Genomic DNA, 15374 nt, shown 5'->3' on the forward strand with positions numbered 1-15374 from the left:
ACTTCCTCTTTCCCCTCGTCTTCACCTACATAATATATACGTTAAGTCGATAAAATAATTACACATTATACTGCATTTCACTTAAAATTTTTAAAATCTCTTCCTTTTTTATCTGACCACTTAATTGATAATATACATCCTTATATTTCCATAATGCATAGTAATTTTCTTCGTCATTTTCAGAAATTGTTCCCATTTCAACTTCAATTACATCATCAAGCGTTTCTACTTGAACCTTTTCTCGATCTTTCCAATTACCCTGTGACAAATCTTTTTCATTTGCAGCCAAGTGAAAATATACAAACTGATTGTTATATTGATACTTAATTATTGCCATTTGTGTTGCGTCTAATATCGTTGCTTGATTATACTCCATACCTTTCGGAATATAATAAAACTCTGGAACATCAATATGTAATATTTCTCTTATTTCCTTCGCTGCTTCATCTAATGTATTCGCCGAATATTTTCTATCTTCACCATTATTCGTTCCTGTCGCATCCCCGCCATTCCAAACTTCATGTACACTCTCCACCAATCGAATCCGATTCGCCTCGCTCGTCATACTAGCTCCAAAAACGCACGCCCCCACAACCAACACAACACCAGCCGCCTTTGCCGTCCGTACCCAGTGTTTTGTTGTTTTCGCTCTCTTCGCAATCTTCTTCTGTCTCTCCGCCTGCTTTTCGCGTTCTGCCTTTCTCTCCACGATCTGGCGGCGGATCTCCAGTGTTTTTTCTGTCGGGTTGCCTTCCGCGTCCGCGAGTCCTTCCTTCTGGAGTCGCTGCTGGAAGCGCTCGTACATTGCGTTCAGTTCTTCCTCTGAAAGTGCAGGCGCAGCCTCCGGCTCCTGTTCTGTTGCTGTGTTTCCTTCCTCTGCCTTTACAACTGCCGATTCCCCTTCCACCGTTTTCGAATCCGCAGCCATTTTTTCTTCCATCGTCTGCTCCAGTTTCTTTTTCAGCTGTTCTTCTTTTTCTATCTTTTTCATCTTCTTCCGTTCCTCGGCATTTTCCATGTTGTAACCGCTCTTGACTTTTTTTCTTCTTGAGGGGATAATAAAAGCCAAATGATATTATCAAATTCCAGGGAGGAATTCTCATGAAGCATATTGTTCTGACAGGCGGAGGTACCGCCGGCCATGTTACCCCGAATATTGCCCTGATTCCAAAATTAAAGGAAGCAGGTTATAAAATCTCTTATATCGGTTCCTACGACGGTATGGAGCGCAAGCTGATCGAAGATCTCGGCATTCCGTATTACGGAATTTCATCCGGAAAGCTGCGCCGCTACTTCGATCCGAAAAACTTTTCCGATCCATTCCGCGTCGTAAAAGGCTACTTTGAAGCAAAAAAACTGCTCAAAAAGCTGAAACCAAACGTTGTCTTCTCCAAAGGCGGCTTCGTTTCGGTACCGGTTGTCCTTGCCGCCAAAGCATGTAAAGTCCCGGCGCTCATCCATGAATCGGATATGACGCCTGGCCTGGCAAATAAGCTGTGTATTCCGTCCGCTGCAAAGGTCTGCTGTAATTTCCCGGAAACCGTTAAATGTCTCCCGGAAAACAAAGCCGTTCTGACCGGAACGCCAATCCGCCAGGAACTGCTGTCCGGCGATGCACGGGAAGGCCTGAAGTTCTGCGGATTCAATGCCGCAAAACCGGTTATTCTCGTCATCGGAGGAAGCCTCGGTTCCGTCGCTGTCAATCATGCGGTCCGTTCTATTTTACCAGAACTTCTGAAAGATTTCCAGGTGATTCATCTCTGCGGTAAAGATAAACTGGATGCATCCTTAAATGGTACCGAAGGTTACGTTCAGTTCGAGTACATCAAAGATGAGCTCCCGGATCTCTTCGCCGCAGCAGATCTGATCATCTCCCGCGCCGGCGCAAATGCGATCTGCGAAATCAGTGCTCTGGCAAAACCAAACATTCTGATTCCGCTTTCTGCCAATGCCAGCCGCGGAGACCAGATTTTAAATGCGCGTTCCTTTGAGCGTCAGGGTTACAGTAAAGTTCTGGAAGAAGAATCCGTGAATGCGCAGACTCTTCAGTCCGCAATCCGTGAGGTTTACGAAAACCGTCAGACCTACATCAATGCGATGAAGAAGAGCGGCCACACCGATTCCATCGGCCGCATCCTTTCCCTGATCCAGGAATGCGAACGCAAATAGTAACTACAGAAATCCCCTTTCTCTGGCTTTGTCAGCAAAGTGCTGGCAAAGCCATTTTTTCGTCCGGGTCATTTTCACCCGCAGATTTCCTATGGTGATACCCATTTCGGATGCTACTTCCTTTTCCGAACGCTCATGCACCTTGATTTCACGCGTAATATAATAACCCGATTCATCATGATCTTTCAGTGCATCCATCACTTCCCGAAAAAAATGATTTCTCTCCTGCTTTTCTTCCTCTGCAAGCGTCGGAAGTTCCATCTCTTCCGCCCGAAGATCCTCATCCAGTTCGTTCCAGTCAAAACGTTGTGCTTTTCTTTGATAATCAATTCCCAGATTCTTTGCAGCGACACGGACCCAGCCTTCTACTCTGTCTTCATCCAGCGCATCAATATTCAGGTACAGTTTCACCATCGTTTCCTGTGCGATATCATCCGCATCGGCTTCATTGTGCACCACCTGCATTGCGGCTGAATAGGCTGTCATTACATACTTTTTATATATTTCTGAAAAGTTATTTTTGTCCATTGTTCTCCGCCCCTGTTCGTCTGTCATTGATTCTTTTTCTGGCTGCTGCCAGCCTTTTCTCAGGCCTTCAGCTCTGCCGTCACGCTCTCAATGATCTGCTCTTTTACCGCATCCTCGAGAGTTCCCTGCTTCCATGCAGCAATACCGGCATTGTCACCTTCATATCTTGGAATCAGATGCATATGGAAGTGGAATACCGTCTGTCCTGCTGCCTCACCATTGTTCTGTACCAGATTGAAGCCATCAGAATGAAGCGCTTTCGTCATGGCCGTCGCCATTTTTTTGCCGAGAATCATTGCTTTCGCTGCGGTTTCATCCGGAATTTCATAAATGTTTGCAAAATGCTGTTTTGGAAGAATCAGCGCATGTCCTTTCGTTGCCGGTCCCTGATCCAGAATGACACGGAACTCATCGTCCTCATACAATGTCGCGGTTGGAATTTCTCCGTTTGCTAATTTACAAAAAATACAATCCATGATCTTTTTCTCCTTTACTTTTTTTAATTCTTCTGTTGTTCCGAATCCCGTTCTGCACGGTTCCGAACAACTCTATTTTCTCACTATTTGTCGAAAAATGTCAAATAATGCAGAACGCTTTTTGTTGCGCGCTCCCCCTTTTCAATGCTAAACTTTTGCCTAATCAAAAATCATTACCTACGCATCATAAGGAGGATACGGCTATGTCAAAAGAACCAACAACCAATTCACAGGGCTTATCGGAAGAATGTCACGCTATGATTTCCCGGATTTCACATGAGGTTCGAAATCCTGTTGCGGTTATCCACAGCTTTCATCAGCTTCTTCTTTTAGCGCATCCGGAGCTTTCCAACGATCTCTATTTTCAGAAAATCCAGGAAAATATGGCTTTTCTGAACTCCCTGCTCGATGAGCTCTCCTGCTATAATCATTCATATCGGGCGGTACGCGCTTACGTGAATCCTTATCTTCTGCTCCAGAATCTCTGTGCCGATACCGGCGTTCTCCTCGAAAAACAACAGGTTTCCATTGAACTTGTCAAGGAATCTGCCATTCCGCGCTTTGCCCTTGATACCACGCAATTTCGTCAGCTTTTTCTGAACCTGATCCGAAATGCGGCGGAAGCAATGCCTTCCGGCGGAACGATCAAAATCTCTCTCTGTTTCGACGGTGACTTTCTGACCATCCGTGTGCAGGACACTGGCTGCGGAATCCCCGCCGAGGATCTGCCGACTCTCTTTGACCTTTTTGTCACACATAAGAAAAACGGAACCGGCCTTGGACTTGCCATCTGCAAGGAAATTGTAACCGCACACGACGGCACGATTTCCGTTTCTTCCGTTCCCGGGGAAGGAAGCACCTTTACGGTCGTTTTCCCCTTTTCCTGATCCTTGCCATTCCCGGATAGAGAACCGCCATCAGGACTGCACCTGCCAGAAAACCGCCGATGTGTGCGAAGTTGTCCACATTTGAAGACTGGAATCCGACCAGCAGCGAAAGGACAGCCATGACGGCCATCCGCCGGAAGGTGAGATCCTCCAGCCTTCCTTTCCGAAATGCCAGAAGAACAAGCATCGCTCCGACTGCAGAAAAAATCGCTCCCGAAGCGCCGGCGGAAACTGCCGGTGCTTCCCCTGTTTTCATCAGGAACAGTTCATGCAGATACGAGCACAGATTTCCGACAAGTCCGCCACCCAGATAGATGACCAGATAACGGATCTTTCCAACTGCGCGTTCCAGGTAATCCCCAAGGAACAAAAGAAGCAGCATGTTGTTGATCAGATGCTGGATGCCAAAGTGAAGAAACATACTCGTAAACAGGCGATAGTATTCTCCGCTCTCAATCAGCGGCGCATACGCCGCACCGCAGTCCATCATATGTCTGGAGCTCTCTGTCCCTCCGGTCAGTGTGACTGCAAGGAATACCAGAATATTGCATACGACGATGACCAGATTGATGCTGTTTTTTGACCTCTTCCACATACGGTCCACGATATCTTCGTTCGGATCGTAACTGTTTTTCCTTTGTTCTTCCATTACATCATTTCCTTATCTGTGCTATTTTTTTATTATAATTTAATTCACTTGTAAATGCAAGAAATCGTCAAATTTTTTTCTTTTTTGATAAACGTTTTTCGACAATTATTGACGCTTCACGACGGCTTTCGACGTTTTATGACATTATTTTTTACATTATTTCTTTTTTTAATTTTATGCATAATTTTCTTTTCTATAATATTTTTGTTTCATTCGCATAACTTTTTTCTTTGATCATTCTGCCATATTAAAAATAACGCATCCAGCGCTTTCTCCAAATCGAAAAAGTGTAATGCGTCATTTTTCTCTAATTTCTGTTTTTCTCTCCCGCCTTATACCGGTATTTCTTCCCGGCAAATGAGATATCGTCTCCATCCTCCAGCTTCTTTTTTGTCTCGCCCATCAATGGAACGCCATTCACCGTTGTTCCGTTCCGCGAATTCAGATCCAGCAGATAATCTCCCTCTTCTGTACTGACCAGCTTTGCGTGAAGGCGGCTTACCGTACGGTATGGCAGAATTACATCTGCCGCCGCTGACAGTTTTCCAATCAATGTGCTTCCGCGTTCAATCGGAATCAGCGGAAGATCAATCGGATCTATCGGAATCAGATATGCCCTTCCCTCATCCTCCGGGCTGGTCAGCAGTTCCGTTTTTCCAAACAGATCCTCTTCATGCCCCTCCAATTCCATCAGGCTGTGCATCTTTCTGTTTTCCTGTTCTTCATTCTTTTCCCATGTTTTCTCTTTTTCGACTGAGGAATCCCTTTTCCACCCCTGCTGTTCTGTATCGCTTTTCGGATTCCATGTTCCATCTTTCTGTTTTAAGCCCTTCCGATTCTGATATTCCGAAAATACATCTCCTGTTTCTCCTTGTTTCCGGATTCCTGCGGCCTTCCCATAGCTTCCTGTTTCTGTTCCCGACTGCCGCTTTTTCCATCGACTGACAAGTTCCAATGCCAGACTTACAATTCCCACAACAGCCGCCGCTCCTCCCAGCACCAGATACCAAACAGTTTCGGCCTGTGTCCACCGCAGTGCCAGCACACCTCCCAGAAATCCGATGCAGATCACTGCTTCCACAATATTTTTCCAGCGTCCCTCATCCTTTTCTTCCTCCGCTTCCACAAAAAAATTTTCCGCCGCTTCCACTTCTTGTTCTTCCCAAAGTGTTTCCTCCATCTGTACAGGCGGATTTTCTTCCCTGGGACGCTCTTTTCCCTCCTGCTCCGTCGTTTCTTTCTTCTCTTTCCCTGTCTGATATAAGAGTGCCTGAATCATCTCAACCGAAAAGATCTCCGCCGAAATCTCCCGATACAGTCCATACCCGAGTACCACCGCATCCTGCTCCTGGTGATCCAGCTTCGGCAGCAGATATTCCATCAGCTCCCGGATCTGCTTCTGAAAACAGCCTGTGTGTCCCTGCTTTCCCGGCAGATAACAGAAGGAAAAGTTCTCCAGATTTGCATCTGCAAAAACCAGCTCCGGCTGCAGAACGAGGCCGTCCGGTGCAAGCAGGTACTGCCCCAGTTCTTCGAGAAGATCCAGCAGCTGTTCAAACAGTTTCCGCAGCGCCTCCGCCCCAATCGAGCGCTGTTCAAACACACTCTGAAGTGACTGCCTTGATGTCACCTCATAGTAAAACAATGTTTTATCATCCATTTTCCCGATTTTGCAGTCCAAAAGCCCTGGGATTGCGTTTGTCAGCAGCATACGGATCTGATACGACGCCGTGTCCGGCTCTTTTTCCTCCTGTAAAATAACATACGTATGGTTCAAATCTCTTTTATAATCAATCTGCATTTCTCCGCTTCCGTCCTTACTTCTGGTTCCAGATCTGTTTTACTGCCCGTATCTTCCGGATCGTTTTCACCGGATTGTTTCTCCTGCTTTCACTCAAAACCGAATATTCCCACGCGTTCCGACTCCAGATTGGCAGAATGTTTCCTTCTGCTTTTATCTGAATCTCTTTTTCTCTGCACACCGTCTGTACGGTCACCGATTCAGCCGGAAGCGGTATCTGGGAAATCCACCATTCCATCCGGCTTTGGGCGGCTGCCTCTCCTTTTTCCACAGACAGGCGGCCTTCACTGGCGGCAAGCATTGTGCTTTCATATGCCGCAAATGTATACCAGCTCCGTGCGTGCACAAAAAATGTCAGCGACAGCAGAAGAAAAATCACCATCAGAACAAGCGGCACGACCAGAACTGCCTCTACCGTAATACTTGCTTTTCTCATTTTCACTTTCAAAGCATTCCGCACCTCCCCACAAATCCAAGCAGCAGAAACGGCACCAGCGGTATAGAATCCTGTTTCCGTATTTTCTTCCGCATCAGAAGAACTCCGCAGAGTACCGAACAGAGAATGAGTCCCAGCGTCAGAACGCCGAACGTCTGCCCAAATCCCAGCCAGATTCCAACCGTCAGAAGCAGAAGGCCGTCCCCGTATCCCACCTGTTCCCGTGATATATAACTGAGCGTCAGAAATCCCGCTCCCGGCAGCAGGGACAGCAGCCATTCCAGCCACGATGTCTGTTCCACCAGAATCTGCCATCCAATGCCTGCAAGGAATAAAACACCGGTCAGGACAAGGCTGATCTGCCGTTTCCTCACATCCATTCCGGCAAGAATCCCCAGATACAGCAATATAATTGCACTCTTTACTTCTTCCTGATACACAGCCGCGGCCTCCTTTCCGCAAACCCGAGTTTCTGTTTACCGTCCTTCTTTCCGGTCTCACCCGGAAAGAATACACCTGCTCTGCTCATATCCGGCTTTCTTACGCCGCCTTTTTCGCGCATTTCGAGCACTGCGGCAGTCCATCCGTCTGTTCCAGTGCTACAAGTTTTACTTTACGTTTCAGCCCTTTGCAGGAAAGACTGTTATGATACCGGTTTCCGTATTTCGTATAGTAAACTTCCGCACCCGCAGCGCCATTTCCCACGCACTGTTCGCATTCCTTATATTTTTCTCCATCCTGATTCCGTTTCCACGCAAGCGCACCCGGTGAGGAAACCTGGATCGAAAGATTGATATGACTGCACGACGAATCGGTATGATACACACTGCCGTTCTCAGTCACCCACACCATCTGTTTTGCTTCGCCCTCTTCTTCATCCGCCTCCTCTTCTGTCTTTCCGCAGAACAGATGCACTTTCGCACACGCTGCAATTCCCCGGTTCCGCACCGGAACGAGGCGGTTTCCCATTTTCGGCCAGTAAATCGCTTTCAGTTCCAGCCATCCATTTTTCACACGGCTTCCTGCCAGTGTCACCATTCCATTTTCGCGGATTTCTTTTGGAATCTTTGCTTCTGCATAAGCAATGCACGCGGCCGTTTCCGGTATTTCATACGTTTCTTTTCCCGTCTCATCCACCGCGTAGGCACAGACGGAAAGATACCGCGCGGACTCCTGCAGAGATACCGTCAGCATTCCATGCAGCCGGTAAAGATCCACGATTTTTAATAACACAAGAACCGCGATCAGAAAAACAGGAAGTGCCAGTGAAGCTTCCACCGTCAGGCTTGCCCTGTTCCATTTTCGTTTTACAAAAGGCTGCTCTCCTGATCCGGATTTATAAAAATTCCCGGAAGAGTGGATAAGTTTTTTGATAAGGTTCCAGAAATAAATGTGCCGTTCAGAAGAACACCCTTTTGTATCCCTGCCGGAGTCATCCCATTTTTCAGGCTGCTCCCTGCATCTCATATCCATAATTTCTCGTAATCTCATACTCTCGTTTCCCAATTACCGCCGTAAAACCGGCTTCCAGTTCATCGACACAGCAATCCAGTCGGAAACCCGGCTGCTGCTGTTCTGTCCGCATATTGTATTCCACCAGATCCATCGCTCCAAACGTTACCGCTTTTCCCGATTTCTGCATCAAAAGCAGCCGCAGATAATCGGAATACTCCATGCCGCCCGGTGCATTTTTTCTGCTCTGATCCCCTGTTTCCAGCAGTTTCGGAAGCTGTTCCAGAGAAAGCTGCCACGATTCTGCCGTTTTGAACAGTGCTACTTTTCCACCATCCAGCAGTTCCCGCAGATCCAGAATGCTTTCTGCAAATGCCCAGCACACGGCAAGTGCCATTTTCACAACCGGCATCGCCGCCGGAACTCCAAATGACGCGGCAATTACCCCCGCCATTGCTTCCATCTCGCCCTGCTTCTGCGCATCTTTCGCCAGATACACCAGATTTGCCGCCTCCCGCAGCGCCAGCAGACGGTTCACGGTTCCCGCCAGATTATCCTGGTCACTGTTTTTTCCGCAGAGCACATATTCCACCTGGCACTGCAGCCCTTCCTTCTTCTCCTTGCTGGTATAGCACGGAAATTTCCACAGAATATATTCGGACGAAAGCATCTTATCCACAAAGCTCAGTTCTTTTCCACACTCTGCCATGCCAAACCCGCTCTGCAGCTCCCGTTTTGATGCAAGAAACGATACATCCGTTTCCCCCTGCGACAGTGCCTGCCCTTCCGGGAGGACCAGTCCTAAAATTCCCATTTTCATTACTTTTTGAATGACCTCAATCGGATTCACAAAATCTTCCGGTACCGGCTGCTTCTGATCCGGTTCCGAAGGCGTGCCGTTTCCAGATTCTCCTTCACCTTCTGTTTTTTCTGTTCCCTCTTCTGGCTGTTTGGATTCTTCATACTGTTTTAAAACCTCCTCTTCCTCGTAACCGCTCTGTCCGTCCTCCTGACGTTTCACGGTTTCCTGTTCTCCTCTTAATTTCTGGGAAAGCTGCTGTATTCCATAAGTTCCAAGGCTGGCTTTCATTGCCTCACAGATCTGACGGGAGAAAGCACTTCCCTCCTCGTCTGTCGCAAGACGATAGCCGCCGAGATAAACTTCTGTAACCTGTCCGCCAGATAAACTGCCTGATAGAATTCCCATCCCCGATGCAGTGGGGGACAGAACTTCTCCCGCAGTTTCTGCGACTTTTCTGCTCATGGTTTCAGGTTTCCAGACACCGCTCTTATCCCCGCCGTTATAAAAAAACAGCTCGTACTGTCCCAGCAGTGTTCTGTCATACCCGGCAAACAGAGAATACAGTCCCTGTTCCATTGCGCAGGCCGTCATCACCCGTGCATGGGCATTTCGCACCGACGCAATTGTCCCGGAAATCAGGGAAAGCATCAGTATCAGAACGAGACACAAATATGCTGTTATGCTTCCGGCTGCCCATCTTTTCTGTCTTTCTGTTTCCCTCATGGGATACAGCTCCTTCCACTTTACTTTTACTTTTTCGAACTTTAGATGCCGTGGATCGGATAAAGGATATACCGAGACACAGATATGCAAATGACATATAGGTCCGTACCGGCTTCTAAATTTTTCTTTGGAGTTCCGTATTGGACATTTTCCCGTTTATACGGTGTTGCTCTGGTTTGTGACTTTCTCCATCAGACTGTTGACCAGACTCACAAGCTGCTTTTTAAAGATTAGTACGAGTCCGATCAGCACAACGAGAATCAGAATCACTTCCACAACACCCACCGCATCTTCCTCTTTCCAGAACTCCGATATCAGCTTCATAATTCCCACCTCCCTCTCTTTACCAGCTGTTGTGGGGATAAAAACATCCCCTATGCATAAAAGGACAAAAATGCCGGAACCGTGAGTATGACCAATACAACCGCAAGCATCATGCCCATCGGAAGAAGAAGCTTTGTCGATGCCTTTTCTCCTGTTGTTTTCGCCTGCCTTCTTCTCTCCTCAAAGGCCTCCTGCGATTCCTGTTTCAATAATTCCAGCAGTCCTTTACTGCCTTTTTTCAGATTCTGCGTCAGCAGAACAGCAAGGGAACGATACGCTCCGGTTCCCATACGCATTCCCATGCGCTGGTACGCTTCCTGCTCGGAAACACCGTTTTCCATCTCCTGGCAGGTAAATACAATCTCTTCATAGGCAAAACGTTTCTGCCCGCCAAGCGCCAGATTTTTCCGGTAATCCACTGCAATCCGCTCGAGTACTTTCCGCATCCCAAGCCCGGCACCCAGAAGAAGAACCATTTTGCTGACAATTTCGGGATAATCCCGCAGCATCTGTTCTTCTCTTTTCTGCCTTTCTTTTTCTTGTTCCCTTCCTTTTGCCGCCCAGCAGACTGCTCCTGCCGCCGCGGCAAGTGCCATAAGTTCCAGACCTGTCAGATCCGGCACTTTTGACCATGTTACAGTTTCTCCGTTCAGTGTCTCCGGCAGATAATAGGCTGTTTCTTCGGGATGCGCTTCGTTTTCTTTTTCCACTGCTTTTTTCAGTGCCCTAAGAACCGCATCCCGCCCTTTTATCTCCGGTGGATAGACCTGAACCTTCCGTATATATTCTGTTGTTTCCCCCTGAAGTTCCAGTTCCGCTTTCAGCGTAACCTCCACTCCTTCTTCGGGAATCTCGTCTGACAGCAAACCCCGGCTGTCAATCAACAACGGCCTGTCTGTTTCCCAGCTAAGCGCCACCGGGCTTCCCGGTATTTCCGTAACCAGATCCATGTTTCTGTTTACCGTATGAAAAGACAGATTCTCACCTAAGATGATTTCATCCAGCGCCTCTATCGCCGCACTGAACGCCTCTTCTATCTCTTCTGCGCTGTAAGCTCTTGCAGGTACAGACAGTGTAATTCTTTCCGGTTTCTGATTTCCAACAGAAACCTCAAGTTTTTCCTCTGTCGGTTGGCTGCCTAAGGCACCCCGTTCCAGTTGAAGTTCCGCTTTTTCATCTCCTGAAACTTTTCGCACTCCGATCGGAAGGCAGAGTGCAGTGCCCGCTATAAACCCTGTCGCTGCAAGGCAGAAAATCCGTCTCACCAATTTGTGATCTTCCGCCTTTTTTCTCATCCGGAAATACCAGATGAACAGCCCCGCCCATGCGGTCAGACAAATCCACAACATTTGATTCCTCCCCTTTTTTGCGGACGAATCGTTATGATTCGCAGTCTTACTTTTTAAACTTCAATTGCTTCTTAAAACTCAATGTCCAGAATCTTCTTTCCAAGCACCCATGCCGCCAGATACACGGCAAGGCATCCGCTCATGAAGAAAACCCCGATTACATTCCCATACATCACACTTAAGAATTCCGGAAAGGAAAGCTGTACATATCCCAGAATTCCAAACGGCACAACACTCATAATATTCTGCTCGAACCGCCGGGAAGAAACGCCCGCACGGATTTCCCGCATCGTGTCAATTCTCGTACAGAAAATATCCCACGTATTCTGAAAGATCTCGCAGACATTTCCTCCTGTCCGCTTCGCAATCACCAGTACACTTGCAAACGTCGCAATATCGTCAATGCGGCTTCGCACCGCAAGATCCTGAAACAGTTGTTCCACCGGCACGGAAATCATCATTTTATGACGCATCCGGCGCAGTTCCTGTACCAGAATGTTTTCTTTTCCCAGCGACTGTTCCAGCTGTCCTGCCGCCTCCAGCACTGCATTTTCCATGGAATAGCCGGAACGCAGTGCCGTGTGCATCCACGCAATCAGATCCCGGAAGCTGTCGTACAGCTCCTCTTTCCGTCTCTGAATCCGGTTTTTCCGATACGTGTGAAAACATACGATTCCAACCGGAACCACAGCAATGCATGTCCACCACGCCCGGTAACAGAGCAGGTTCACAGCGGCGGCAATCCCAAGACTGATTCCCGCTATTTCGAGATATTCCCGACCGGTAAATTCCCAGGTCTGATAGTCGATCCCCTTCGTCTCCTTCTCCTCTGCCATGCCCGTCTTTGCCTGGCTTCCCGCACGTATTCTCATCCTGTTTTCCCCTCCAGTTTTTCTCTGTGTACCAGTTCGCCTGTCTTTTGCAGGCCTCTCCCATATTCTCTTCGAAACAAAGAAACCGTTTTGATTTCGTCCTCCTCCATCCCTGTGATCTCTGCGATCTCCTCCACCCGACGGCTTCCATCCTCCCCGCGTCCTAAATGCACGAGAATTTCGATTCCCGATGCAATCTGGCGGCGGATTGCTTCCAACGGGAGCTGCACTCCCATCAGCACCATCGTTTCCAGACGGGAGATCATATCTTTCACGCTGTTTGCATGTGCCGTGCTCAAAGATCCCGCATGCCCGGTATTGAGTGCGGATAATAATTCAAACGTTTCCGCTCCGCGCACTTCGCCGATAATTACGCGGTTCGGCCGCATACGCAAAGCTGCGCGGATCAGATCGCGGATCGTAATTTCTGTTCCTGATTCCAGATTTGCCTCTTTTGCTTCCAGCCGCACCAGATTCTCCACACCCTGGATCTGCAGCTCTGCATTGTCTTCGATGGTTATGATGCGCTCGCCCTTTGGAATGTAGGCGGAAAGCGCATTCAGAAATGTCGTTTTGCCAGATCCGGTCGCCCCGCCGATCATCATGCTGTAGCGGGTCCGGACGAGGGCCTGCAGAAACTCTGCCGCCTCTTTTGTAATACTCCCGATGGAGACCAGAAATTCCATCGTCACCGCCTGCTCCGGAAAGCGGCGGATGGTCAGAATCGGTCCGTTTAATGCGACCGGTTTCATGACAACGTTGACGCGGTCTCCATTTTCCAGCCGTGCATCCACAATCGGATTCTGTTCATTCACCACGCGGTTGCACCGGCCTACAATCTGCTGAATCACATCCTCCAGCTTTTCTGCGGAGGTAAAGCTTTTGCCGTATCTCTCGATTCTGCCGTTCCGTTCCACGAAGATATGCTGATAACCGTTTACCATAATTTCGGTAATTCCCGCATCTTCCAGCAGCTCCTGCAGGACATCGAGCCTCCGCACACTGTAGAACAGCTGTCTGCGCAGCTCCGCCTTCTGTGCCACCGGAAGATACCGTGTTTCTTCTTCCCCTAAAATCAGACCGTCAATCTCTTCGAGAACCTCTCCGTCATCCGGTTCGGATGCGATATCGATCCGCTCCATCAGTTTTCTCCGCAGAATTTCCGGCATTGTCATGTTTCTTCTCCTCTTCTGCCGTCCCGCAGAATCTGACGCACATAGTCGCCCAGCTCGCTCCAGACAAGCTCCTCAAAGTAGGCTTTTCCCGTCCGGTTTGCCGTGTGGAACGGAACGTGGATTTTCCGCATCTTGTCCAGCACCGACTGGCAGTCCCACCGGCGCAGCAAATTTTCAAACTGCTCCATTTTTGCCGCAGAAATCACATCATTCCTTATCGGAACGTAAATTTCATTGCAAAAATCCAGGATCTGATACAAATCCGCCACGCCATCCCCGAGGTCGAGAATCAGCACTTCATAACTGCTGTTCTTCTCAATCTCCTGAAACAGCCATTTCCATTCTTCATATTTTGCAGTCTGAATGTCCATCGGCGATGCGGCGGGCGGCAGATAATCCAGGTTCTGCATCGACTGGACCATTCCGCCCAGTTTGTAGATGATGCCCTGATTTTCCTGTCTCGCATAATACAGAATATCGCTCATCCCCCTGTCGTAACTGCATTCCAGCAGCCGTTCAAATCCGGAATAGCTCTCCATATTGAGATACAGCACTGCCCGCTCTTTTGCCAGAATCTGCCCCATCGTCAGGGCAAACGAGGTCTTCTGCGTCCGTCCGACCGGCGAATAAATGCCGATGATGCGCATTTCCTTTTTCGGCAGCAGTGCAGGCGATGTATCGACACCATTTTCTACGCCGTAGCACGCCATGACCTCGCGGATCACCTTTTCCGACGACTGGTATTTGTAGACCGCCGGATACTGATCCAGCACCGGACTGTGTACGCCCTCAGACAGAATGATAATCTGACGGATCGGATACCGGCGGATCTCTTCTTTCATCGCTTTATCCGAAATCAGAAGAATCTCTGTTTCGTTATTCTTTGCGAACTCCAGAAACATCTCCGCACTGGAAAATGCATGCACTTCGAACGGAATATTTCTCTTCTGGTTCAGATATTCCATAAAATTGCGTGCATATTCCATTTCCGTATCACAGACTGCAAAAACACTCTTTTTCTTTGCAGTATTCAATAAAATCCCCCAATCCAGAGCAGCACTCCCATCAGCACGGGAACGGAAAAATGGATGCACTCCATCCCCCACTTCCCATCGTAATAAGGAACCGGCTCTGTTTTTTTCTGGTATTTTCTTTTGGTAAAATAAGTTTGGAAATAATTGAAAAATTTGGTAAGACGCTGCGGTAAGTTTCCGCAGACGAGAATAATTCCGATAGATAAGACCGCTCCAGACAGGAACGACACAATCATACATTTCAGGATCGCCGGTACACCGAGAAAGCCTCCAACAGCGGAAAGGAGCTTGATATCTCCCGCGCCCAGCATATGAAAACAGAACAGAATGTAAAGTGCGAGTATCGGGAAAAGCATCCCAAAAAGAAAAATACCCGCTCCCGCGGCGCCATAGCGGATGAGCTGTGTAACCAGCCCGGCGATCCATGCGGTGATAATCCATTCATTTGCAATTCTGCGTGTTCTTAAATCCATCCATACCGCCCCTGTCGCAACTGTCAGTACCAGACAGTGCTGCAAAGACATTTTGTCTCTCACCTCCCGTTTCGTTTGGGTCAACTTGATTGTGAGGTCATTATAGTTGCCTCTTTTCGATTTGTCCAGCGGTTTTCAGCAACTTTTTCCGGTTTGTGAATTGCCTCCAAAAACGGGATGAAAATTTCTCACACCAAAAAGAAAAATCGTGTGAAAGGTTTTCC

Annotated in this window: 17 protein-coding genes; 2 read left to right on the forward strand and 15 right to left on the reverse strand. The window is 48.2% G+C overall.

Annotation, left to right across the window (positions count from 1 at the left end):
• Positions 1-58 precede the first annotated feature (58 nt).
• On the reverse strand, positions 59-1018 hold the full coding sequence (locus DW769_RS04385; protein ID WP_118750015.1) for a DUF4367 domain-containing protein: 960 nt from the start codon (positions 1016-1018) through the stop codon (positions 59-61).
• An 83-nt stretch (positions 1019-1101) separates the two neighbouring features.
• On the opposite strand from DW769_RS04385, the gene DW769_RS04390 reads away from it, so the two are divergent.
• Positions 1102-2169 (forward strand): undecaprenyldiphospho-muramoylpentapeptide beta-N-acetylglucosaminyltransferase, encoded by a 1068-nt coding sequence (locus DW769_RS04390; protein WP_118750016.1) that lies wholly within the window; start codon positions 1102-1104, stop codon positions 2167-2169.
• A gap of 3 nt (positions 2170-2172) precedes the next feature.
• Here DW769_RS04390 and DW769_RS04395 read toward each other — a convergent pair whose 3' ends face one another.
• Together DW769_RS04395 and DW769_RS04400 are read right to left on the reverse strand one after the other, a co-directional pair.
• Positions 2173-2724 carry an RNA polymerase sigma factor gene (locus tag DW769_RS04395; protein WP_055219133.1) on the reverse strand — a complete coding sequence of 184 codons (552 nt, stop codon included), beginning with the start codon at positions 2722-2724 and terminating at the stop codon, positions 2173-2175.
• A 32-nt stretch (positions 2725-2756) separates the two neighbouring features.
• Entirely contained in the window at positions 2757-3173 is a 417-nt protein-coding gene (locus tag DW769_RS04400) for an HIT family protein (RefSeq protein ID WP_172680766.1), read from the reverse strand.
• A 203-nt stretch (positions 3174-3376) separates the two neighbouring features.
• Here DW769_RS04400 and DW769_RS04405 point away from each other — a divergent pair, with 203 nt between their 5' ends.
• Positions 3377-4060 (forward strand): two-component system sensor histidine kinase NtrB, encoded by a 684-nt coding sequence (locus DW769_RS04405; protein ID WP_055219129.1) that lies wholly within the window; start codon positions 3377-3379, stop codon positions 4058-4060.
• On the opposite strand, the gene DW769_RS04410 is transcribed toward DW769_RS04405, so the two are convergent.
• The 12 genes from DW769_RS04410 to DW769_RS04465 form a co-directional block, all read right to left on the reverse strand.
• Positions 4035-4709, reverse strand: a complete 675-nt coding sequence (locus tag DW769_RS04410; protein WP_199681637.1) for a rhomboid family intramembrane serine protease — start codon at positions 4707-4709, stop codon at positions 4035-4037. The genes DW769_RS04405 and DW769_RS04410 overlap by 26 nt on opposite strands.
• Before the next feature lie 307 nt (positions 4710-5016).
• On the reverse strand, positions 5017-6510 hold the full coding sequence (locus tag DW769_RS04415; RefSeq protein ID WP_118750017.1) for a DUF6382 domain-containing protein: 1494 nt from the start codon (positions 6508-6510) through the stop codon (positions 5017-5019).
• Between the two features lie 16 nt (positions 6511-6526).
• Complete coding sequence (locus DW769_RS04420) at positions 6527-6952, reverse strand: TadE/TadG family type IV pilus assembly protein (RefSeq protein ID WP_279220876.1); 426 nt, start codon at positions 6950-6952, stop codon at positions 6527-6529.
• Positions 6953-6954: 2 nt separating this feature from the next.
• Complete coding sequence (locus DW769_RS04425) at positions 6955-7386, reverse strand: prepilin peptidase (RefSeq protein ID WP_022461943.1); 432 nt, start codon at positions 7384-7386, stop codon at positions 6955-6957.
• A 100-nt stretch (positions 7387-7486) separates the two neighbouring features.
• Positions 7487-8437: a TadE/TadG family type IV pilus assembly protein gene (locus DW769_RS04430; protein WP_147342475.1), complete on the reverse strand. Its 951-nt coding sequence runs from the start codon at positions 8435-8437 to the stop codon at positions 7487-7489.
• Positions 8391-9923, reverse strand: a complete 1533-nt coding sequence (locus DW769_RS04435; protein ID WP_055226610.1) for a DUF5702 domain-containing protein — start codon at positions 9921-9923, stop codon at positions 8391-8393. The genes DW769_RS04430 and DW769_RS04435 overlap by 47 nt, the downstream gene beginning before the upstream one ends.
• Before the next feature lie 156 nt (positions 9924-10079).
• Positions 10080-10247 (reverse strand): Flp1 family type IVb pilin, encoded by a 168-nt coding sequence (locus DW769_RS04440; protein ID WP_022461946.1) that lies wholly within the window; start codon positions 10245-10247, stop codon positions 10080-10082.
• 50 nt (positions 10248-10297) lie between these two features.
• A complete protein-coding gene (locus DW769_RS04445; RefSeq protein WP_055219115.1) occupies positions 10298-11596 on the reverse strand; it encodes a type II secretion system F family protein in 1299 nt (432 codons plus the stop codon).
• 71 nt (positions 11597-11667) lie between these two features.
• Positions 11668-12468, reverse strand: a complete 801-nt coding sequence (locus tag DW769_RS04450; RefSeq protein ID WP_055219113.1) for a type II secretion system F family protein — start codon at positions 12466-12468, stop codon at positions 11668-11670.
• Entirely contained in the window at positions 12465-13643 is a 1179-nt protein-coding gene (locus DW769_RS04455) for a CpaF family protein (protein ID WP_118700799.1), read from the reverse strand. The genes DW769_RS04450 and DW769_RS04455 overlap by 4 nt, the downstream gene beginning before the upstream one ends.
• Positions 13640-14677 carry a hypothetical protein gene (locus DW769_RS04460; protein WP_226906364.1) on the reverse strand — a complete coding sequence of 346 codons (1038 nt, stop codon included), beginning with the start codon at positions 14675-14677 and terminating at the stop codon, positions 13640-13642. Before DW769_RS04460 ends, DW769_RS04455 begins: the two co-directional genes overlap by 4 nt.
• Positions 14674-15201 (reverse strand): A24 family peptidase, encoded by a 528-nt coding sequence (locus DW769_RS04465; RefSeq protein WP_118750019.1) that lies wholly within the window; start codon positions 15199-15201, stop codon positions 14674-14676. Before DW769_RS04465 ends, DW769_RS04460 begins: the two co-directional genes overlap by 4 nt.
• Positions 15202-15374 lie beyond the last annotated feature (173 nt).

It is taken from the genome of Blautia sp. AM29-29, from assembly GCF_003480555.1.
Taxonomy (GTDB): domain Bacteria; phylum Bacillota; class Clostridia; order Lachnospirales; family Lachnospiraceae; genus Fusicatenibacter; species Fusicatenibacter saccharivorans.